The sequence below is a fragment of the Flavobacterium sp. K5-23 genome, from assembly GCF_023278045.1.
Lineage (GTDB): Bacteria > Bacteroidota > Bacteroidia > Flavobacteriales > Flavobacteriaceae > Flavobacterium.
Genome location: NZ_CP056783.1, coordinates 276,555 through 298,617 on the forward strand (window position 1 = coordinate 276,555; position 22,063 = coordinate 298,617).

The window sequence follows — 22,063 nt, forward strand, 5'->3', positions numbered from 1 at the left end:
AATGGGAATTTAAAAACCCTTGTTTACGAATCGATATTGGTTAATTCAGTAATTTTTAGAAGATGAAAAAAATAATAGCATTCTGTTTGACTTTGATGTTTATGAGTTGTAAAACAAATCAACAAATTCAAACCACAGTAATTTCACCAAATACAGAAATCGCTTCTGAACCTGATAAAAGTCCAGAAGTAAAACCAACAGAAAATATGTTAATAGGTAAAAAATCAATGAGCGACTTACAACAGACGCCATTTAATAGTTGGTTTACTCCAGGTTTTGAAAATTATTCCCCAAATTCAGAAACTATTGCCGCATTAAAAAACGCAACCGATGGTATTCAAATAAAAATTTTTATGGGGACTTGGTGTGAAGACAGTCAAAACCAAGTCCCTCATTTTTATCAAATACTAAAACAAATTAATTTTGATGAAGATAAAGTAACATTGGTTACCGTTGACCGGAATAAGACCACCACAGATCATCTGGAAGCAGGTTTAAACATTACCAATGTACCTACATTTATTTTTTACAAAAACGAAATTGAAATCAACCGAATCGTAGAACTTCCAAAAGAATCATTAGAAAAAGACCTTTTAAAGATTGTTTCTGGACAACCTTATAAACACTCTTACGAAAAGTAAAAATAAAAGCTCCAATTTGGAGCTTTTGTTTTATTTACAATTAATCATTTATCCTTTCATAATACGATTTCTCAATCATTTATTGATAATCGAGATGAATAAATTTACTCATCTTTAAGTTATGTAAACTAGACAAATCTCATTGTACTATTTCTATTAAAGAATTTCCAATAGAAAGTTGTATTTTTGCAGCTGAAATTAAATATCATGATTATTCCAAAAAACCGCGAGGAAATAGAATTAATGCGCGAAAGTGCATTAATAGTATCGAAAACATTAGGAATGATTGCTTCTGAAATAAAAGAAGGAGTCACCACTTTATATTTAGACAAACTAGCTGAAGAGTTCATTCGTGATCACGGGGCTGTTCCTAGTTTCCTAGGCTTGTATGATTTTCCAAACTCATTATGTATGAGTCCAAATTCACAAGTGGTACATGGAATACCAAATAACACTCCTCTTGAAAGTGGAGATGTAATTTCTGTTGACTGTGGTGCATTCAAAAATGGATATCATGGAGATCACGCGTATTCTTTCGAGATTGGCGAAGTAGCTCCTGAAACTAAAAAATTATTACAAATTACCAAAGAATCCCTTTACGTAGGAATCCGAGAATTCAAATTGGGAAACCGCGTGGAAGATGTTGGTAATGCCATTCAAAAATATACTGAATCTCATGGTTATGGTGTGGTACGTGAATTAGTAGGACACGGATTAGGTCAAAAAATGCACGAAGATCCAGAAATGCCAAATTACGGAAAACGTGGACGAGGAAAACTTTTTATCGAAGGAATGGTAGTTGCCATCGAACCGATGATTAACATGGGTACAAAAAACATTAAACAACATAAAGACGGTTGGACAATCACCACAGCTGATGGAAAACCAAGTGCACATTTCGAGCATGACGTAGCTATTATTGACGGAAAACCGGAAATTTTATCCACTTTTGCTTATGTATATCAAGCATTAGGAATAGTGAGTAATGAAGAAGATGAATTTAGAAAAATTCCTTTAGTATTGTAATGAAAAAACTTTTCAAACTCGTACTCAACACCATCCCTCGTCCAATTCTTATTCGTTTAAGTTATGTGGCTCGACCTGTTTTAGCTTTAGCTTTAAAAGGAGACAAATTTACTGACCCTATCGACGGGAAAAGTTTTAAAATGTTTTTGCCTTACGGTTACGGGACACAAAGAAATAACGTTTTATCTCCAAGTACCCTTTCTCTTGAAAGACACCGTTTGTTATGGTTGTACTTGAATGACAAAACCGATTTCTTTACAGCTCCAAAAAAAGTCTTGCATTTTGCACCAGAACAGGCTTTCTACAAATTGTTTGGAAACCAGAAGAATCTGGATTACACAACAACCGATTTGTTTTCACCTCTCGCCGATGTGAAAGCTGATATTTGTGATTTGCCTTTTGAGGATAATCAATACGACGTAATATTATGTAATCACGTATTAGAACATATTCCTGATGACACTAAAGCGATGCAAGAATTATATCGTGTGTTGAAACCAGGTGGAATGGCTATATTACAAATTCCGCAAGAATTATCAAGAGCAACAACTTTTGCTGATGATACAATTACAGATCAAAAAGAACGTGCCAAAATCTTTGGTCAATACGACCACGTACGTATTTATGGAAGGGATTATTTTGACAAATTAAGATCTATAGGATTTAAGGTTATCGAAGAGGACTATACTAATAAAATTGCTCCTGAATTAGTGGAGAAATATTGCCTAGCAAAAGGAGAAATTATTCCAGTTTGTTTTAAATAATATCTTACACTCTAAAATACAAAAGCCCGCTAAACAAAAGTTTAGCGGGCTTTCAATTTAATAAACCAACAATTTATTTTATATTCTCCGGCATCAACATTCCGATAACTTTATCTTTAGTAAGATATTTTTTCGCAATATTTTGAATATCCTTTGCTGTAATATTATTAATTTGTTCTTCGGTTTTAAGTACTTCTTCAGCATTAGAACCATTAACAAAAGATTTTGAAAAATTACTTAACCAATATCTATTCTCTTTAATATCTTTTTTATAGTCAAGTAACTCCCCTTCTTTAAATTTAACAACATCTTTTTCCTCAGGACCGTTGTCAATTATTTTCTGTAATTCTTTCATTGCAGAAGCAATTAACTTTTCAGCATTTTCTGGACCACAAGGGAAACCAATCGTGAAATTAAAAGCTCCGTTTGGCACTTTATTCATACTTCCTCTTGCACTTACACCATAAACACCACTTTCATTTTCTCTTAATTCTTCGATTAGTTTAATGGTTAAAACTTCTCCTAAAGCTTGCATTGAGAAAGCGTCTTTTGCTGAATAAGCAGCGTCACCATAATACATAATTGTTACATTACTTTTTGGATCTGTACCTTTATTAACTACTTTCTTAATATCTCCTTTCAACATTCTATAACCTAAATCAACCGCTTTTTCTCTCTTAGCTGAAGCTGGTAATGAAGCAAGGTATTTTACAGAAAAATCTTCGATTGCTTTGTCATCAACATTCCCTACAAAATAGAATTCAAAATCTCCTGCATTTGCAAAACGTTCTTTGTATTTAGAATATGCTAATTCATAATCAGTCGTTTCCCAACTTTTCTTATTTGGAAAAATCCCATTAAATCTTGGATTCTCTTTATTCAAATAAGTGTAAAATTCTTGTTGGAAGAAGTAATTTGGTTGTGACGCTAAATTATCAAAGAAAGCAGCTTGCTTTTGTTTATACCCTTCAAAAGCGTCTTTATCTAAATTCAAATCAGTAAAATAAGCGTGAACCGTTTGAAATAAATATTCTAAATCCTTAGGAGTACTATTCCCTCTAAATCCTTCAGTAGTTGTCCCAATATATGGACTTGCATTAGCAATTTTACCAGACATAAACTTATTGATGTCATTCAGTTTTAATCCTGAAAATCCAGCTTGAGTTAAAGCTCCATTAGCAAATTGAACTTTTTTAATATCGTCATTTGAATACATATTTGTACCTCCAAAACTGATTGCTTCCATAAGCACTTCATCATTTTTGAAATCTGTTTTCTTATAAGTAACCTTGACACCATTAGATAAAACTAATGTAGTTGTACCTAATTTAGCATTGTTTTCTTTCTTTATTACACTTCCAGATTTTATTTCATTTCGCAATAATCCTGTTACAGCTTCCGATTCTTTATAGGCAATAACATCATCTGAATTAACGTTTAAAGCATCTAAAACTTCCTGTTCTGTTACTTTTTTCAACCCTTCTTTTTCTGGGGCAGTGATAACCACAACTCTGTTGTCTTCTTTTACAAATCCTTTGATAAATTCATTAACTTCTTTTAATTCAATTTTCGGAAGTATTTGTTTTATCATTGCAAATTCCCATTCTATTCCAGGAGCAGGACTGTTCTTTAAGAAATTAGACTGGTATTCACCAACAAAATTATCGGAATTTGTTTTATCTCTATCGTTAAAAGCTTTTTCATACTGTGCAAAATATTCCGCTTTTGCTCTGTCTAACTCGCTTTGGGTAAAACCGAATTTCTTCGCTCTTTCGTTTTCAGTTACTAACACTTTCAAAGCAGAAATTTGTTTGTCTTCCTGAACCATTGCAAACGACTGATACGCTTCTTTAGTTCTTGCAAATGTTCCACCGTGATAAGAATATCCAAAAGTAAAAGGGGGTGTTGGTGAATTTGTCAATTCGCCTAATCTGTTATTAAGTACGGTTGTAAACAATCCTTCCACTAAATCCGCTTTGTAATCACCTATTGTGATTTTAGCCGTTGGTGTTCCATAATCTTTATACACTAACTGAATTCGTGTAGATGATGCCTCTTTATCACTCTCTATTGCGACAAAAGTTTCTTTATGGTTAGGCACTTCATATACCAAACGTGTTTTCTCATTTTTAGGATTTTGATATTTATCAAAATGCGCTATGATTTTTTGTTCCATTGCTGCAACATCAATATCCCCAACAACGATTACACTCATCAAGTTTGGACGATACCAATCTTTATAGTAACTAACTAGTTTATCGTGAGTGAAATTTTCTAAAATCTCTTTTTTACCAATTGGTAAACGATCCGCATAGTGTGAGTTATGCATCATTTTCGGCAAATATCTGCCCATCATTCTCTTATCGGCACCAAGACCAATACGGTACTCTTCAAGAACAACTCCTCTTTCTTTATCGATTTCTTGAGGCGTTAAATCAGCATTGAAAGCCCAGTCTTCAATAATATTGAAACCGTTTTCTAATTTCTCTGGACTGTCTGAAGGAATAGGTAAAAAATATACGGTCTCATCAAAACTGGTATAAGCGTTTAAATGCTGCCCGAATTTCACACCGATACTTTGTAGGTAATCAACTAATTTGTTTTTTGGGAAACGTTTAGTTCCATTAAAACACATATGCTCCATAAAGTGAGCTAATCCTTGTTGTTCATTACTCTCAAGGATAGATCCTGCGTTAACAACCAGTCGTAAAGTAACTTTATTCTCTGGTTTGGCATTTTTCTTGATGTAATAAGTTAATCCGTTTTTTAACTTTCCTGTTTTAACAGTCGAATCAAAAGGGATTGCTTTAGAATAATCAATTTCCTGTGCGAAAATTGAAACTGGAAATAATAATAGCCCTAAAGCTATTTTACTAAGTTGTTTCATAAAAATTGGTTTGTTTTTTGGGTAAATCTAAACAGATTACTTTAATTATTCCCTATTATTACAAAATAATTAACAGAATTTACTCACAAAGAATGATTCCAAATAATATTAAAAAAAGTAAACTTCTATAAATGAAGTGTAATCATTATCTTTACAAGGCCTTACAAAACAATGCGTAAATATGACATCTAAATCCTGTTTCAATATATTCCTCTTCTTTCTTTTTCTGCTTTCGGCTCATTTTTCTTATGCCCAAATAGAAAATGAAGTCGCTCCACCTTTTAACATCAAAACTATTTCTTTCGTTCAAAATAATCAAAACACCATTCCTATTTACCCTTTAGGAAGTGGTTTTCAATTACAGTTTGATGATTTGTATGGAAATGAAGCCGATTATTATTACGAAATTATTCATTGTGATTACAATTGGGTACATTCAGAAATACCCAAAAACGAATATCTTCTAGGTTTCGATAATCAAAGAATTCAGAATTACACCAATTCATTCAATACCTTACAGATTTATTCACACTATGTTTTGTCAATTCCTAATCAACAAACACAGTCCCTTCGCATCAGCGGGAATTATATACTGAAAGTTCTCAACAATGACAGAGAAATTGTTTTTACTAGGAAATTCATCCTTTATGAAGATTTAGCCACCGTCCCGTTACAAATTAAAAGGGCTAGAACGGTTAACAATCTCGAGTACAAACACAATCTCGAATTTTCCATAAAATCAAAAACAATCAATTTTCAAAACGCTTTGAAAAACGTCAAAGTGGTTTTACTTCAAAACGGACAATTTTATAATGCCATAAAAAACGTGGTTCCACAATACACTATAGGAAATGATTTAATTTACAAATACGACACTGAAACTCAATTTTGGGCCGGAAATGAGTATTTGTATTTTGAAAATAAAGACATCAGAGCCGCTAATAATAATATATCCCGTGTGGATTATAGTAGCGAAGTATACAATTCGCTTTTATACACTAATAATGCGAGAGCTAACTTTCCATATTCAATTACAGAAGATATTAACGGCAATTTTTTAATTCGTAATTTTAATTCTTCAAACAGTGAAACCGAAGCGGATTATGCTTGGGTTTACTTTAGCCTTTCCGCACCTACATTTAGGTTAAACAAAGACATTTATATAACGGGAATGTTTAACAACTATAGCCTTTTGCCTGAATATAAAATGGAGTTTAATGCAAAGAAAGGGATTTATGAAAAAGCCATATTAATTAAACAGGGCTTTACTAATTTTCAGTACCTGATTTCGGATAATAAAGGAAAAATCGACTATGAAAATGCAATAGACGGTAATTTTTATCAAACCGAAAATGACTATACCGTTCTGGTATATTATAGAGAAAACACAGGTCGGTATGACAGGGTTATTGGGAAAGGAAATTCCAATTCGCTAAATATCATAAATTAAAATATTAAGTTAAAAACAGCCAAACCCATTCAAAATTTTGTAGTTTTGTTGTAAATAAACACATATTTATCAATTTGATATGGTTTCACAAATAACAAGAGGCATAAAAATATCCGTTTTGACTAGTTTTGAAGGCACGTATTTCAAGAACTATAAGATTCATTTTGCCTTTAGTTATCAAATTACAATTGAAAACCATAGTAAAGATTCTGTTCAGTTAATCTCCCGTCATTGGGAAATTTTCGATTCTCTTAATGATATCGAAGTGGTTGACGGAGAAGGAGTCATAGGTAAAAAACCGGTTTTAAAACCTGGAGAACACCATACATACAGTTCAGGTTGTTTATTATCATCTCCTTACGGATCAATGAAAGGTCATTTCAATATGATTAATTTCACGAGCACTAAAAACTTTAAAGTCTTTGTGCCTACATTTAGGTTGTGCGCTCCTTTTGCATTGAATTAATTTACTAATATTCAACCACTATTTTAAATTTTCCATAAAATCTCCTAATCGAGTTAAATTTTCTTGTTTAAACTAATTACAACTACACTTTTGGGATTCACTTTGGCAAATGTGTTTCATTATTATCAAATATGACTAACGCATAGAGCGCTAACTACTTAAACATTAAATTGAAATTATAAACTCAAATAACAAAAACCAAACTATCATAGCTCCGTTTTTTTTTATAAAACACAAGCTAAATCATAATTATAACTTAAATGTTCTCGTTAAATAAAACATTTGACTTTAATTTAAGCTAAAAAAACAATAATTTTCAAGTTATCCTTTGTACTTTTGTTGAATAATAAATTATTAGCAACATTTAGTGCGACTATTTATTTTTGAATGTCTAATCTTATCTGTTTTCTAACAGATTAACAAATTACAATATTATGCTAAAAGGATTTTTTCATGTACCAAAAGCGGTAAACGAACCAGTAAAAGGGTATGCACCAAATTCACCTGAAAAAGCAGCCGTACAAGCAGCTTATACTAAAATGTGGAATTCTAAAATTGACGTTCCTTTATATATTGGAAGCGAAGAAATTAGAACTGGAAACACAAAAACAATGTCGGCTCCTCACGACCACAAACATATCGTAGGAACGTACCATCTTGCTGAAAAATCACATGTTGAGAAAGCAATTGCAAATGCATTAGAATCAAGAACTGCATGGGCTAACATGGCTTGGGAACAACGTGCGGCTATTTTCTTAAAAGCAGCTGAGCTTATAGCAGGACCATACAGAGCTAGAATTAATGCAGCAACAATGATTGCGCAATCTAAAAATATTCACCAAGCAGAAATTGATGCTTCTTGTGAACTAATTGACTTTTTACGTTTCAACGTAGAATTCATGACTCAAATATACGGAGACCAACCTACATCTACTTCAGATATGTGGAATCGTTTAGAATACAGACCTCTTGAAGGATTTGTATATGCGATTACCCCTTTTAACTTTACAGCGATTGCGGCTAATCTTCCAGCTAGTGCTGCAATGATGGGTAACGTTGTGATTTGGAAACCAAGTGACAGCCAAGTATTCTCGGCACAAATAATTATCGAAGTTTTCAAAGAAGCTGGAGTTCCTGATGGAGTTATCAATGTAGTTTTTGGAGATGCTTTAATGGTAACTGATACAGTACTTGCAAGCCGTGATTTTTCTGGATTGCATTTCACAGGTTCAACTCACGTTTTCAAAGACATCTGGGCAAAAATTGGAACTAACATTCACCATTACAAAACATACCCAAGAATCGTAGGAGAAACAGGTGGTAAAGATTTTATCATTGCACATCCTAGCGCTAACCCAAAACAAGTAGCAACAGGTATTGTTCGTGGAGCTTTCGAATTCCAAGGGCAAAAATGTTCGGCTGCATCTAGAGCTTATATCCCTCAAAGTTTATGGCCAGCGGTAAAAGAACAAGTAATCACTGATGTTAAATCTATGAAAATGGGTTCGCCAGAAGATTTTGGTAACTTTATCACTGCAGTAATACATGAAGGTTCATTTGACAAATTAGCAAGTTTTATTGACCAAGCTAAAAAAGACACTGATGCTGAAATTATTGTTGGTGGAAACTACGATAAATCAGTTGGATATTTTATTGAGCCTACAGTAATCGTTACTACAAACCCACATTATTCTACAATGGAAACCGAATTATTCGGACCTGTAATGACAATTTTCGTTTACGAAGATGCGAAATGGGAAGAAACATTAGAATTAGTTGACGCAACATCTGAATATGCATTAACAGGGGCTGTTTTCAGTACTGACCGTTATGCGATTGAAGTAGCTACAGTAAAATTACAAAACGCTGCAGGTAACTTCTATATCAATGATAAACCAACAGGAGCTGTTGTAGGACAACAACCTTTTGGAGGTGCTAGAGCTTCAGGAACTAATGACAAAGCAGGTTCACCATTGAACTTATTGCGTTGGGCTTCTCCTAGAACAATCAAAGAAACATTTGTTACTCCAGAAAATTACAGATACCCGTTTTTGGGAGAATAATTTTTTCTAAGATGCAAAGTATCTGAGTGCCAAAGTTGTAAAGCTTTGGCACTTATGAAACCATAAAAAAAGCCGAATCTAAAAATTTAGATTCGGCTTTTTACTTTATATTTTTATATGCTGTCCATCGTTCGACTTGAAGACTTTAGACTTTAAGACACTTTGACTATACCACAAACTTCAACGGCACATGCACCACTTTCTTCGTTTCAAAAAATTCATCTTCAAAGAAATCAGCTAGATCGTATTGAGTGGCTTTTGGGAAATCTGCCAGCTCTTCTGTTAGGTCTCCACCTTTTAAATATAGAATACCATTTTTCAATTCGTGTTTCTGTTGCTTTTTGATTTTATTTTTTATCCAAGAAACAAAATCAGGCATATTGGTCACGGCACGACTCACGATAAAATCGAAATCTCCTTTTACATTTTCAGCCCTTAATTGCTCTGCTTTAACATTTTTCAACTCTAATGCTTCGGCGACAGCCTGAACCACTTTTATTTTTTTAGCAATAACATCAATTAAAAAAAACCGAGTTTCCGGAAAAAGAATCGCTAATGGAATCCCTGGAAACCCACCACCAGTACCTACGTCCAAAACATAAGTTCCTGGTTCAAATTTTATAATTTTAGCTATACCCAAAGAATGTAAGATGTGCTTCGTGTACAAAGCATCAATGTCTTTTCTAGATATTACATTTATTTTTTCGTTCCATTCGTGATATAAAGAATCCAATTTTGCGAATTGCTCTTTTTGAATATCAGTTAAATTAGGAAAATACTTAAGAATCTCGTCCATCAATCTATTTTTTTAACAAAAGTACTCATTTTACATTTGAAATATTTAACTCAATTTTGCAAATTGAAAATTTATAATAATTATCTTTGGAACTTATTACAATTTTAGAATCTCTATGAACACGAATGCTCCTATTTTTCCAAGACACGACGCTGTAAAGTTTTTTAAAACATTAAACTCCCGTGTAAACGATTATTTCAAAGAAAACAATCTTAAAAAAACAGGAAACTGGAGATTGCATTTGAAAACCGCAATTATGTTTACGCTGTTCTTAGCACCGTATTTCTTTTTACTAATCTATACTGACATTCCTTTTTGGCTACACCTTGTTTTAAGCTTTGTTATTGGCGTTGGAATGGCTGGAGTGGGTATGAACGTGATGCACGATGGAAATCACGGTTCCTATTCTTCTAAACCTTGGTTAAACAAAATCATGGGTGGAAGCATCTATATTCTTGCAGGTAATGTTTACAACTGGCAAGTTCAACACAATGTATTACACCACACTTACACAAATATCCCAGGACATGATGAAGATCTTGATGCTGGAAGAATTATACGTTTTACAAAGCATGCTGAGTGGAGTAAATTTCATAAATTCCAACAGTATTACGCCATTTTTGCATATGGCTTATTAACCATCAACTGGTGCTTAACTACTGATTTCAAGCAAATGGGAGCGTATCTAAAAAGAAAACTTTCTTATGGAGGAACTCCAAATCCTACAAATCTATGGGTAGGTTTAGCAATTTCAAAAATTGTTTACTTTACTTTTTGGTTAGTTCTCCCTATGTTATTTATTACATGGTGGAAAGTATTGATTGGATTTTTTATAATGCATTACACAGCAGGACTAATTTTAAGTCTAGTATTTCAATTAGCTCACGTTGTTGAAGAAACCGAAAATCCTACACCAAATGAGTTAAACGAAATGGATAATACTTGGGCAATTCACCAATTATACACCACGACTAATTTCGCTCCAAAAAGCTGGTTGCTTAACTATTATACTGGTGGATTAAATCACCAAATCGAACACCATCTTTACCCAAACATAAGCCATATTCATTATGGAAAAATTGCAAATTTCGTTAAGCAAACTGCTAAAGAATGTGATTTACCTTATTTCGAATACAAAACAATGGCAAGTGCTTTAATTGCTCATATGAAGCATTTAAAAGATTTAGGAAAGAACCCTGCTTTATCAGCTTAATTCGCTTAAAACAAACTAGTGAAAAGAAATATTTCATTCATAAAATAGAACTAACTACAACCATAATAAAATGAATCCACTTTCTGACAGAATTAACAATCTTGCGACTTCACAAACATTAGCAATGGCTGCATTAGCCAGAGAATTAAAAGCACAAGGAAAAGATATTATTAGCTTAAGCTTAGGAGAACCAGACTTTAATACGCCTGACTTCATCAAAGAAGCAGCGAAACGTGCCATTGACGAAAACTACAGTACGTATTCTCCAGTAGAAGGATATCCTGAATTGAGAGAAGCCATTTGCCGCAAATTTAAAAGAGACAATGATCTTGATTACAAACCATCTCAAATTGTGGTTTCAACAGGAGCAAAACAATCCTTATACAACATTGCGCAAGTAATGCTAAACGATGGTGACGAAGTAATTTTACCAGCACCTTACTGGGTATCTTATTTTGAAATCGTAAAACTATCTGGAGGAGTTCCAGTAGAAGTTCCTACTTCTATTGATACTGATTTCAAAATCACTCCGGAACAACTAGAAGCAGCCATCACACCAAAAACAAAAATGATGTGGTTCAGTTCTCCTTGTAACCCAAGTGGATCGGTATACAACAGAGAAGAGTTGACTGCACTTGCAAAAGTGTTAGAAAAATACCCAAACATCTATGTAGTTTCTGACGAAATCTACGAACACATTAATTTCTCTGGAACTTTTTGCAGTATTGCATCTATCCCGGGAATGCTAGAAAAAACCATCACTGTAAACGGAGTTGCTAAAGCTTTCGCTATGACAGGATGGAGAATTGGTTACATTGGAGCACCGGAATTCATCGCTAAGGCGTGTGTGAAAATTCAAGGTCAAGTAACTTCTGGAGCAAACAGTATTGCTCAACGTGCAACTATTACAGCTGTAGATGCTGACCCAAGTGTTTTAAACCACATGGTAAAAGCATTCCACAGTCGTAGAGATTTAGTTGTAGGATTATTAAAAGAAATCCCTGGAGTAAAAATCAACGTTCCAGAAGGAGCCTTTTACGTATTCCCAGACGTTTCTTCTTTCTTCGGAAAAACATTAAAAGGAACTGAAATCAACAATGCAAACGACGTTTCAATGTACCTTTTGGCCGAAGCTTGTGTTGCAACCGTAACAGGTGACGCTTTTGGAAATCCAAACTGTATCCGTTTCTCTTACGCAACCAGCGAAGATTTACTAACAGAAGCACTAAAAAGAATCAAAGACGCTTTGGCACTATAGTCGAAACTCCTAAAGTCAACAATCCGACTTTTATATATACCAAAAATACCTCAGGAGATTTTCTTGAGGTATTTTTTTTGGCGTGTTCGCCGCGGCGAATCGGGCTTTACGTTGCAATCTTTCTATTTTTAAAGAAAAAACAGAAAGGATTTTCACTACAATCCCTCACGCAAAGTGTAGCTGCTCCGCAAATGTCTCCTGACTTTGCGACACAATCTAAGTATCCATAAAACAAAATGCTTTAAGTAATCTCAACCATTAAGAAATTAAGTTGCATTTAGCTTAATTTCTTAATGGTTTATTTATCTATTCAATTTCATTAGAATCCTTCCTTTTTAAACACTTCAATTTCATCAAAATAATTCGTGAATTTGCGGTCACAAAAAAGCAATTCAGTATTTTTACATTTCAAACTAGACTCCATAAAATGAAAATACTACTTCTAGGCTCAGGCGAATTAGGAAAAGAATTTGCAATCGCAGCACAACGCATCGGGCACACCATAATAGCCGTTGATAGTTATGAAAAAGCACCTGCAATGCAAGTCGCTCACGGTTTTGAAGTCATCAATATGCTTGATGGCACTGAACTGGATCGCATTGTAGCCAAACACAATCCTGATTTTATCGTTCCAGAAATAGAAGCCATTCGCACCGAGCGTTTTTATGACTATGAGAAACAAGGGATAACGGTAGTTCCATCTGCGAAAGCGGCCAACTTCACTATGAATCGCAAAGCCATTCGTGATTTGGCTTCCAAAGAACTTGGTTTAAAAACAGCCAATTATCGCTACGCCACTACTGCCGAAGAATTACAAAAAGGTGTTGAAGCTGTAGGAATGCCTTGCGTGGTAAAACCGCTAATGTCTTCTTCAGGAAAAGGACAATCAACCATAAAAACCGAAGCCGACATTGAGAAAGCGTGGAATTATGCCGTAGAAGGTTCGCGTGGTGATGTGGTAGAAGTCATAGTTGAAGCATTTGTTAAATTCAATTCGGAGATTACTTTATTGACCGTTACCCAAAACAATAATCCAACCTTATTTTGCGCTCCAATAGGACACCGTCAAGAACGAGGTGATTACCAGGAAAGTTGGCAACCCGCTAGAATTTCTGATAAGGATTTATACGAAGCCCAAGATATGGCCGAAAAAGTAACCGAAGCACTTGGCGGAGCAGGACTTTTTGGAGTGGAATTTTTCCTGGCTGATGATGGCGTTTATTTCTCGGAACTCTCCCCTCGCCCACACGATACCGGAATGGTAACTTTGGCAGGAACGCAAAACTTCAACGAATTCGAACTGCATTTAAGAGCTGTTTTGAGCTTGCCTATATTCGAAATTACATTAGAAAAAGCTGGAGCAAGTGCCGTAATATTAGCTTCCGAAAATTCTAATAATCCCACATTTACAGGAATAGAAAAAATCGCTTGTTTACCCAAAACCGATTTCAGAATATTTGGAAAACCTACATCAAGACCGTATCGAAGAATGGGAGTTACTTTGGTAAACGCTACTTTAGAAACACCAATTGAAGAAGTGGTAGAAAAAGCAAAAGAAGCCGCTAAATTAGTCAAAGTACTCTCTTAATAATTGAGGCTGTATTCTAAAACAAACAGTATTAAATTTTCGACTTATTTACTTAGTAGACAACCAAAGGCTAAATGTTAACGGAGGCGAATTCCCCTCTTGAAATCGAAGATTCAACGACTCCAAAACCAATTTAAACCTGAGTTATAGGGGTTAGGGGTGTGTTATTGTTTAAAATGTAAATATTCCATTTTGTTAATACTGATCTAAAACATTAACAGTCATTAAAAACGATAATAAAGGTTGGTTTTTTAGATTTAATGTTGGTTTTTAAGTAAATAACTCGATTAAATTTTAAACCATATAAGGCATATAAGATCATTTATTCTAGGATGCAAAACAACCAGCTAATAAAACTGACATTCCTTTTATGTCGCCTTTTCACAACTGATCTTTTTCTAACCTAAACTATCCTTTTTTAGAATCCCTAAATGCAGTGGGAGTAATAGTGGTGTGTTTCTTGAAAAATCTGGTGAAATAGGAATAATCATCATAGCCTAATGCGATAGCAATTTCATTGACAGTCATTTTCTTGTCCATCAACATCCGTTTGGCTTCGAGAATGACTCTGTCTGTAATGACTTCTGTAGTTGTTTTTTTCAGGATTTCATTGCATATCCGATTCAAATGCTTCAATGTAATATTGAGTTGGGACGCATAGTAAGACGCCGTTTTTTCATTGATAAAGGTATCTTCTAAAAGCTGTTCGAACGTTTTAATTTTCACATTATACGAATGCGTCTCGTGAACAAATGTCTCATTGTATTTTCGAGCAAGATCGATATGAACAATATCAAGCAGGTTCATAATTTTATCCTGTTTCATTAATTGATTATCAGCAACTTCAGTCATCATCGCCCTGAAATAAGGCAAAATAGATGATAATTCTACGCCATTAAGTATAATTTCAGGCTTGCTACTTATCGAAAAATAAAAGGGATAGCTCTCAATATTTTTTTGACCAAAATAAAGATTATACATCTCTTGGGAATAGAACACCACAAATCCATCAACATCTTCGGATAGATTCCAATGATGCATTTGCCCAGGTTGCAAAAGAAAAACACTTCCTGGTTGTATCGTAAAAGAATCAAAATCGATTTCATGAGTCCCAGAACCTTTAGTAAAAACAACAAGTAGATAGAAATCATGTCTATGGGGTTCTTCAACAAAACTATGATCTATCAAATGGTTTTTAAACGTATTGACATACAAATCACGGTTCACGGAATTACAGTTAAACCGCTGGATATTATAAACTGGATATTTTTTCATAATTTAAAAAAATGTCTTTATTGTGCTATAAGTAGCGAATATATAAAATAGCTACGACACAGATATAAAATACCTTTGTAAAAAAAATAGTAAAATGGCACATGCACTAGTTCACATCCTGAGTAACGATTGTCCTCATTGTCTAAAAGGGAAAGTTTTTAACGAGAAAAACATCTTTTTAAAATTTGGATTCCCTAATATGAACTCCAATTGTTCTCATTGCAATTACAAATTCGAAAAAGAACCTGGCTATTTCTTTGGCGCTATGTATGTTAATTACGGACTTACTGTCGCGCAGGCAATTGGAACTTATTTAATAGCTCAACTGTTCTTTGAAGTAACTTTCGATCTAAGAATAATTGCTATTATTGCAATAGTAATCGTAGCGATGTCATCCTTTAACATCCGCCTTTCCCGATTATTATGGATTTATATGTTTAAAAATTATTCCATCTAAATTAGTTCCGAATCAATCTTTCGTGTAAATAAAATCCGGTTTTATTCCGGTTTTCATGTAACTCCTATAGACAAACGTGTTTATTAAGACAAATTGACTATCTTAGTAATCCAAAAAAATTATAGATAAAATGAAAAAAATAGCTGCATTATTAGTCTTGTTTTCAGTGTTTTCAGTAACTGCTCAAGATAAAAAAGAAACAAAAAAATCTCAAATTGTAGAAGCTTCATGTGGGCAATGTCAATTTAAAATGGAAGGACACGGTTGTGATTTAGCTGTTCGCATAGACGGAAAAAACTATTTTGTAGACGGCACTTCGCTAGATTCTCACGGAGACGCACATGCTGAAGATGGATTTTGTTCAGCAATTAGAAAAGCAGAGGTAACCGGAGAAGTAGTTGACAATCGCTTTAAAGCAACTTCATTTAAATTACTCCCTGAAAAACAGAATAAAACAACGAAATAGTGTGTTTAATTCTTCAAAATATTTCCAAACATGTGACTCTTACTCAACAAGAGTCACAGTTGTTTTTATCCAAAACTGAAACGCATCATTTTAAAGCCAAAAGCCTCTTATTGAATACCGGAGAAATTTGCAAATATTCCTATTTTGTAAATTCGGGAATCTTGAGAAGTTTTAATATCAATGATAATATTGTAGAACATGTTTTAAATTTTGCCTGTGAAGGATATTGGATTGGTGATATGTACAGTTTAATTTCTCAAAAACCGGGAAATCTTTTTATCGAAGTCTTGGAAGATGCCGAAGTCGTTTTTCTTTCAAAAGAAAACCAAGAGCAACTTTACATTGAAATCCCAAAACTCGAACGTTTTTTCAGAATACTAACTGAAAATTCTTTGGTGGCAAACCAAGAACGCTTAATGGACAATTTAAGTTTATCAGCAGAAGAACGTTTTTCAAAATTCTGTAAAAGATACCCCGAATTAATTCAAAAAATACCCCAAAAACAAATCGCTTCCTACATAGGAGTAACTCCTGAATTCTTTAGCAAAATGAAGTCAAGGTTACTGAGGAATCAGTAAATAGTAGTCCTTATTGATGGTCAGTCTTTATTAGTGATCAGTAGGTAGTATTCAGTGGTCAGCACTTAATAGTGATCAGTAAAAATAATTATCAGTCCAGTTTACATTGCTAAAAACGGAACACTATAACATGATTAGAGCATACTGAATGCACGTCCCTAATTAAAGTTGACCGATTTCTATTAATTTATCATTGTCAAAAATAGTAATAATAGGCTTAGAAAAAAGAGGATTATTGAACCAATTATTTTCAAAATCAACAGGGCTTAATTTCCCTATGTTGTTATGAGGTCTCTTATTATTATAATGTTCAACTGCTCTATCTACATCCTTTTTTAATTGTTCAAATGTTTTAGGTTTCCAATGGTCTATATACTCTTCTTTTATTGTTCTGTTAATCCTTTCTGCATAAGCATTGTCTTGTCCTGACAATGCCATGCTGATTTCGCATCCACTCACTTTGAGAAGAGCTATATATTCATTGTAAATATACTGACTACCTCTATCAGAGTGGTGTATCATTGGAGCTTGATTGTTTTCTAATGCCATTTGCATTGCGCTTAAATTAGCAGTAGCTCTCATATGATTAGATAGTTGATGTCCAACGATTTTCTTTGTATAAACATCTATTATAAACACTGCGTAATAAAATCTTTCTCCAACATAAATATAAGTTATATCCGATTGCCAAATCGTCGACGGAGCATATACAGACATTGACTTTATTAGATTCGGAAAATAAACTTTCACAGAAAACGTTGTTCTCCTGTAATTTTTATGCCTTTTTATCCTGAACCCTAAATCCATAAACGTATCGATAAATCTATCTCTTCCTATGAAATTAGGACGCAAAGCATAATACATTTTCTCAACCCCACAACCAGGGGGTGTTCTTTCCTTAGTTCCTCTGCTTCTAAAATCAGACATTCTATCTTTCTTTCAAAAGCAACCTGTCTTTTTGAATACTGATTAACTGCTTGCTTGCTTATTTCAAGTGTTTCGTAAAGCTGATTTAAAGAAAAACTTATTACTTTCTGGTTCTCAACGAACCAGCTGATTGTGGGGTGTTGGAGTTTTTTTTTATGTCGATATTAAATTCATCTTTAGCTATATCAATCATCTTTTCGAGATAATCAATTTTTATTTGCTTCTGACCAACCGCTTGTTCAAGTTCTTTTATCTTGAGTTCTAACTGTTTTAGCTTATCAATGTTACTATCTTTCATTTCTACAACTCTAATTCCTTTTTCATTAAAAGTAGAAAATTTATAAATCCAATTGTAGATTGTAACGTTATTCACTCCGTAAAGTCGTTCTAATTGCAGAACACTATACTTCCCGCTTTCGTAAAAACTTACGATTCCTTTTTTAAACTCTTCCGAATAAACTCGGAGTTTCCTAATTTCTTTTAAATTTGCATTCATATAACTTGACTTTTGTGGTCAACCTATATCAGGGAAGTACAAAGTACAGAATACTGAACACTGATTACTAAAAACTGAACACTAATTTTCTTAATCTAGATTAAGTGCCTTTTGCTGACCTTGATTGTAAATTTGTAGTATAGAAATCATTAAATTTATACATTATGAAAAATACAGTAGTACATAAAGCAGACACAAGAGGACACGCAGATCATGGTTGGTTAAACGCTTATCACAGTTTTAGCTTTGCCAGCTGGTACAATCCAGAAAGAGTTCAGTTTGGGTCATTGCGTGTATTAAATGATGACACTATTGCTGCCGGAATGGGTTTTGGGACGCATCCGCACGACAACATGGAAATCATCAGTATTCCACTTGAGGGCGATTTAGCGCACACAGACAGCATGGGAAATACGGAAACCATTAAAACTGGGGATGTTCAGGTTATGAGTGCAGGAAGCGGAATTAAACACAGTGAATTCAATCCGAATCCCGATCAAAGAACAAAGTTGTTACAGATTTGGGTTTATCCAAACCAACAAAATGTGGAGCCACGTTACCAACAAATCACTTTAAACCCAGAAGACCGAAAAAATAAATTGCAACAAATTCTTTCGCCCAATGCTGAGGATGCAGGTGTTTGGATTCATCAAGATGCTTGGTTTCATTTGGGTAAATTTGACAAGGAAGTTACGGCAACCTATGATTTGAAAAAAGAAGGAAATGGCATGTATGCTTTTATCCTTTCCGGGAATGTAACCATCAACGGACAAGATCTGGAAACCAGAGATGGTTTTGGAATTTGGGACACCACTTCATTAGATATAAAAGCCACAACTGATGCCGAGTTTTTATTGATGGAAATCCCGATGCAACATTAATTAAAAATTTCGATTATGAATGAAGTTACAGGAATAGAATACGACGACAAAAAGGGTTATATTTATATTAAGGTTAATGACAAAATCGAAGCAAAAATGACGTTTGTTTTTGCAGGAGACAGTAAAATCATCATTGACCACACCGAAGTAAACCCAGGCAATAACGGAAAAGGTTTTGGAAAGAAAATGGTAGAAAAAGCGGTTGAATTTGCAAGAGAAAAAGGCATTACCATTCTCCCTCTATGTCCGTTTGCCAAAAGTGTTTTTGACAAAACACCCGAATTTAAAGACGTTTTATAATTATGGGAAATCTATTAGAAAATAACATCACAGGACATATTGGCACACAAAAATACTTGTGCACCATTATATGGAGAAACGGTCAGCTTATTATGGATGAACCGGAAAGTATTGGCGGTAATGATTTAGGCCCAGATCCTTATTCAACCTTACTCGCATCATTAGCAAGTTGCACCCTATCCACCTTGCGAATGTACATTGACAGAAAAGGCTGGGTAATTCCCGAAATCAATATATCGTTGAATGCAAAGCAAGAAACAGAGGGAGAATTGAACACCATTATCTCAAGAAGCATATCCTTTTCAGCAGATATTACTCCGGAACAAAAAGAACGATTGTTATTAATTGCCGAGAAATGTCCCGTTTCTAAAATGTTAAAAGGAAAAATAACCATTAATACTAACATCTAATTATGGATTCAAAAGACATCAAAAAAGAATATACTAATGGTGAAGTTACCGTAGTATGGCAATCTGGAAAATGCACGCATTCTGGAAACTGTGTTCGTAATAATCCGGAGGTATTCCAACCCAAAGAAAAACCTTGGATAAAAATAGAAGCCTCATCAACTGAAAAAATTATTGAAACAGTAAAAAAATGTCCTTCTGGTGCTTTAACTTATTATAAAAACAGCTAAAAAATTTAGTTTAGTAGAGTTGAAAAACAAAAAAACCGAATGCGTTTTTACACGCATCCAGTCTTTTCCACTCAAACTAACAACCTAAAACTATTTATTTTGCAAATTGATGTTTTCAAAACTGGAAACATCAATTACCTCTTCCATATCTATATCAAATGAAATTTTAACCGTGTCCCCTATTAAAGTTACTGGTAACTGAGATGATATTTGTGAGGAACCAACGAAGATATTTGGGTAGTCTTTCACTTTAAAATAATAAAAACTATTTCCGTTTTTTACATCGTTTTGAATACGTGTAATCACTGAAGTCAGTATCTTTTTATTGGAAACACTCCCAGGATTGATCTTGTTATCTGCCATATTATACACGTTCTTGAATGAAGTTAAAGCTTCTCGCATCGTGTTCCCCACTCCTACTATTGTATAATCAGAAATGGCTACCATAGCAAACATTTTAACTAATCCTCCCTTGTCTTTCAAAGTCATAACGTAGGTTGGAATATTGTTTATATTATAAGGAATCGGTAAAGAAGCCTTATACCCTTTTTCTTGAACTTTCCCTTGTGCTGAGCTTTGCGCTGCATATTCAGTCGCTCCACCTTGTTTATAAAAAGTAGTTTCCTTTGTTCTAGTGTCTACCAAAACAAAACCAACCGCTGACTCATCCTTCCCTACAGAAGTAAGTCCAGTGTACCAATATGATTTATTATCTTGACCGTAAACTAACGTCAAACCTTCTGTAATTTGAAGTTTATTCGCATTCGAAAAATTCCAATACCCATGAACATATTTCCCCCAATCATTCAATTGATCTTCAATAAAACTGATTGGTTGAATCCTGTCAACCCATTTAGGAGTTGAAGCAATCGAATGTTCTTTAATTTCCCCGGTTTGCGCATTGACCAAAACAACACCTATAGCATCATTCCCGCCAAACCCAATTTCCTTTTCGTATTTTGTCACAACCCAAAAAGGGATTCCTTTATCATCAATTTCAAAAGTATAATCAGCTAAACCCACAGTAGAATATCCGTTGAAATACAACAATCTTTCTATATTACTTTGAAAATAAGCTTCCGGTTGGTATTTAATTTTAATAGGGTTTCCATCAATGTTTTGAACTAATTTTACGTCCCTTTCATTTGTTGCTGAAACCATAACATATCCAGCTGTTCCTTCTTGATTGTTCATCCACTTAAAAAAACCGGAATGCAATAATGGAGCAACCCAATACAAATCATTATTTACTTTTTGAATACAAAAATCCCCAAGTTCCACTTGACTTCCCAAAGCAGGCTGGGAACCTAAAACTTTTTCGCCTAAAAGGTGTGCTAAATCCTCATCAACAACACGTATTTCATCAATAGAAATGGGTGCAATATGATTTGATATTTTTTCACCATTTGCGACTTTACCAATCATTTTTTGGTACGATTCACTCCTAAACATTGGAAGACTGGTAAGCATTGGAAAAGCAATAATGTAAACTAACAATACAGCAACTATAATAAACAGGAACTTCTTTGGCTTAGAAGAGACGATCAATTGCTTCGTTTTTGGAGAAATTTCTAAACCTGTAGAAATTAAAATATAAAAAAGTGTTAGAACCAAAAGCACAAATGGCAGGCCTAAAAAGCCATAATTAATAACCGGCATAGCAAAATAGAACAACAAAAAACCAATAAAAAGCAAAAACAAAACGGGTACTATTTTTTTCATAACAAGAGTTAATAATTTAAATTATTAGTCTCTAAATAAGACTTTTGTTACAATACAATTACTTTATTTATCAAAGTAAATCGCTTTTAAAATAACAATATCCTAAAAAATAGTATTTTTGTCAGCGATTTAATTATTAAATCTTTAAATTTTCAATCTTTAAATTAAACAA

Annotated in this window: 22 protein-coding genes; 16 read left to right on the forward strand and 6 right to left on the reverse strand. The window is 33.9% G+C overall.

What is annotated here, in order from left to right; all coding sequences use genetic code 11:
- Nucleotides 1-62: 62 nt before the first annotated feature.
- From FLAK523_RS01285 to FLAK523_RS01295, 3 genes are all read left to right on the forward strand, one after another.
- A complete protein-coding gene (locus tag FLAK523_RS01285) occupies nt 63-641 on the forward strand; it encodes a thioredoxin family protein (RefSeq protein ID WP_248905691.1) in 579 nt (192 codons plus the stop codon).
- A 207-nt stretch (nt 642-848) separates the two neighbouring features.
- A complete protein-coding gene (gene map / locus FLAK523_RS01290; protein WP_248905693.1) occupies nt 849-1,667 on the forward strand; it encodes a type I methionyl aminopeptidase in 819 nt (272 codons plus the stop codon).
- Complete coding sequence (locus tag FLAK523_RS01295; RefSeq protein WP_248905694.1) at nt 1,667-2,431, forward strand: class I SAM-dependent methyltransferase; 765 nt, start codon at nt 1,667-1,669, stop codon at nt 2,429-2,431. The genes map and FLAK523_RS01295 overlap by 1 nt, the downstream gene beginning before the upstream one ends.
- Nucleotides 2,432-2,504: 73 nt before the next feature.
- Here FLAK523_RS01295 and FLAK523_RS01300 read toward each other — a convergent pair whose 3' ends face one another.
- Nucleotides 2,505-5,318 (reverse strand): pitrilysin family protein, encoded by a 2,814-nt coding sequence (locus tag FLAK523_RS01300; RefSeq protein ID WP_248905696.1) that lies wholly within the window; start codon nt 5,316-5,318, stop codon nt 2,505-2,507.
- Between the two features lie 181 nt (nt 5,319-5,499).
- On the opposite strand from FLAK523_RS01300, the gene FLAK523_RS01305 reads away from it, so the two are divergent.
- The 3 genes from FLAK523_RS01305 to pruA all read left to right on the forward strand — a co-directional run bounded on the left by FLAK523_RS01305 (nt 5,500) and on the right by pruA (nt 9,297).
- The gene (locus tag FLAK523_RS01305; protein ID WP_248905698.1) at nt 5,500-6,768 is read left to right on the forward strand and encodes a DUF5103 domain-containing protein; all 1,269 of its coding nucleotides are present in this window, start codon (nt 5,500-5,502) and stop codon (nt 6,766-6,768) included.
- A 79-nt stretch (nt 6,769-6,847) separates the two neighbouring features.
- Nucleotides 6,848-7,234: a Co2+/Mg2+ efflux protein ApaG gene (apaG, locus tag FLAK523_RS01310; protein WP_248905701.1), complete on the forward strand. Its 387-nt coding sequence runs from the start codon at nt 6,848-6,850 to the stop codon at nt 7,232-7,234.
- 434 nt (nt 7,235-7,668) lie between these two features.
- Nucleotides 7,669-9,297: an L-glutamate gamma-semialdehyde dehydrogenase gene (gene pruA, locus FLAK523_RS01315; protein ID WP_248905703.1), complete on the forward strand. Its 1,629-nt coding sequence runs from the start codon at nt 7,669-7,671 to the stop codon at nt 9,295-9,297.
- Between the two features lie 166 nt (nt 9,298-9,463).
- On the opposite strand, the gene rsmG is transcribed toward pruA, so the two are convergent.
- Nucleotides 9,464-10,093, reverse strand: coding sequence for a 16S rRNA (guanine(527)-N(7))-methyltransferase RsmG (gene rsmG / locus FLAK523_RS01320; RefSeq protein WP_248905705.1), 630 nt, complete (start codon nt 10,091-10,093; stop codon nt 9,464-9,466).
- 115 nt (nt 10,094-10,208) lie between these two features.
- Here rsmG and FLAK523_RS01325 point away from each other — a divergent pair, with 115 nt between their 5' ends.
- The 3 genes from FLAK523_RS01325 to purT all read left to right on the forward strand — a co-directional run bounded on the left by FLAK523_RS01325 (nt 10,209) and on the right by purT (nt 14,152).
- Nucleotides 10,209-11,306, forward strand: a complete 1,098-nt coding sequence (locus FLAK523_RS01325) for an acyl-CoA desaturase (RefSeq protein WP_248905707.1) — start codon at nt 10,209-10,211, stop codon at nt 11,304-11,306.
- A 70-nt stretch (nt 11,307-11,376) separates the two neighbouring features.
- Nucleotides 11,377-12,564, forward strand: a complete 1,188-nt coding sequence (locus FLAK523_RS01330; protein ID WP_248905709.1) for a pyridoxal phosphate-dependent aminotransferase — start codon at nt 11,377-11,379, stop codon at nt 12,562-12,564.
- Nucleotides 12,565-12,991: 427 nt separating this feature from the next.
- Complete coding sequence (purT, locus tag FLAK523_RS01335) at nt 12,992-14,152, forward strand: formate-dependent phosphoribosylglycinamide formyltransferase (RefSeq protein ID WP_248905711.1); 1,161 nt, start codon at nt 12,992-12,994, stop codon at nt 14,150-14,152.
- A 408-nt stretch (nt 14,153-14,560) separates the two neighbouring features.
- Here purT and FLAK523_RS01340 read toward each other — a convergent pair whose 3' ends face one another.
- Nucleotides 14,561-15,427, reverse strand: a complete 867-nt coding sequence (locus tag FLAK523_RS01340) for an AraC family transcriptional regulator (RefSeq protein ID WP_248905713.1) — start codon at nt 15,425-15,427, stop codon at nt 14,561-14,563.
- Between the two features lie 94 nt (nt 15,428-15,521).
- On the opposite strand from FLAK523_RS01340, the gene FLAK523_RS01345 reads away from it, so the two are divergent.
- From FLAK523_RS01345 to FLAK523_RS01355, 3 genes are all read left to right on the forward strand, one after another.
- The gene (locus FLAK523_RS01345) at nt 15,522-15,884 is read left to right on the forward strand and encodes a DUF983 domain-containing protein (protein ID WP_248905715.1); all 363 of its coding nucleotides are present in this window, start codon (nt 15,522-15,524) and stop codon (nt 15,882-15,884) included.
- A 130-nt stretch (nt 15,885-16,014) separates the two neighbouring features.
- Complete coding sequence (locus tag FLAK523_RS01350) at nt 16,015-16,350, forward strand: DUF6370 family protein (protein ID WP_248905717.1); 336 nt, start codon at nt 16,015-16,017, stop codon at nt 16,348-16,350.
- A complete protein-coding gene (locus tag FLAK523_RS01355; protein ID WP_368670293.1) occupies nt 16,350-16,928 on the forward strand; it encodes a Crp/Fnr family transcriptional regulator in 579 nt (192 codons plus the stop codon). The genes FLAK523_RS01350 and FLAK523_RS01355 overlap by 1 nt, the downstream gene beginning before the upstream one ends.
- A gap of 162 nt (nt 16,929-17,090) precedes the next feature.
- On the opposite strand, the gene FLAK523_RS01360 is transcribed toward FLAK523_RS01355, so the two are convergent.
- Both FLAK523_RS01360 and FLAK523_RS01365 read right to left on the reverse strand, forming a co-directional pair.
- Nucleotides 17,091-17,855 carry an IS3 family transposase gene (locus FLAK523_RS01360; RefSeq protein ID WP_248904378.1) on the reverse strand — a complete coding sequence of 255 codons (765 nt, stop codon included), beginning with the start codon at nt 17,853-17,855 and terminating at the stop codon, nt 17,091-17,093.
- A gap of 100 nt (nt 17,856-17,955) precedes the next feature.
- Nucleotides 17,956-18,351: a transposase gene (locus FLAK523_RS01365; RefSeq protein ID WP_248902299.1), complete on the reverse strand. Its 396-nt coding sequence runs from the start codon at nt 18,349-18,351 to the stop codon at nt 17,956-17,958.
- 164 nt (nt 18,352-18,515) lie between these two features.
- Here FLAK523_RS01365 and FLAK523_RS01370 point away from each other — a divergent pair, with 164 nt between their 5' ends.
- The 4 genes from FLAK523_RS01370 to FLAK523_RS01385 are packed head-to-tail and all read left to right on the forward strand — an operon-like array spanning nt 18,516 to nt 20,169.
- Entirely contained in the window at nt 18,516-19,232 is a 717-nt protein-coding gene (locus tag FLAK523_RS01370; RefSeq protein WP_248905721.1) for a pirin family protein, read from the forward strand.
- A 15-nt stretch (nt 19,233-19,247) separates the two neighbouring features.
- Complete coding sequence (locus FLAK523_RS01375) at nt 19,248-19,532, forward strand: GNAT family N-acetyltransferase (protein ID WP_248905722.1); 285 nt, start codon at nt 19,248-19,250, stop codon at nt 19,530-19,532.
- Nucleotides 19,533-19,534: 2 nt separating this feature from the next.
- Nucleotides 19,535-19,942, forward strand: a complete 408-nt coding sequence (locus FLAK523_RS01380; RefSeq protein ID WP_248905724.1) for an OsmC family protein — start codon at nt 19,535-19,537, stop codon at nt 19,940-19,942.
- A 2-nt stretch (nt 19,943-19,944) separates the two neighbouring features.
- Nucleotides 19,945-20,169, forward strand: coding sequence for a (4Fe-4S)-binding protein (locus tag FLAK523_RS01385; protein ID WP_248905725.1), 225 nt, complete (start codon nt 19,945-19,947; stop codon nt 20,167-20,169).
- A 90-nt stretch (nt 20,170-20,259) separates the two neighbouring features.
- Here the strand turns inward: FLAK523_RS01385 and FLAK523_RS01390 are convergent, their stop codons facing one another.
- Nucleotides 20,260-21,891 carry a hypothetical protein gene (locus tag FLAK523_RS01390; RefSeq protein WP_248905727.1) on the reverse strand — a complete coding sequence of 544 codons (1,632 nt, stop codon included), beginning with the start codon at nt 21,889-21,891 and terminating at the stop codon, nt 20,260-20,262.
- Between the last annotated feature and the right edge of the window lie 172 nt (nt 21,892-22,063).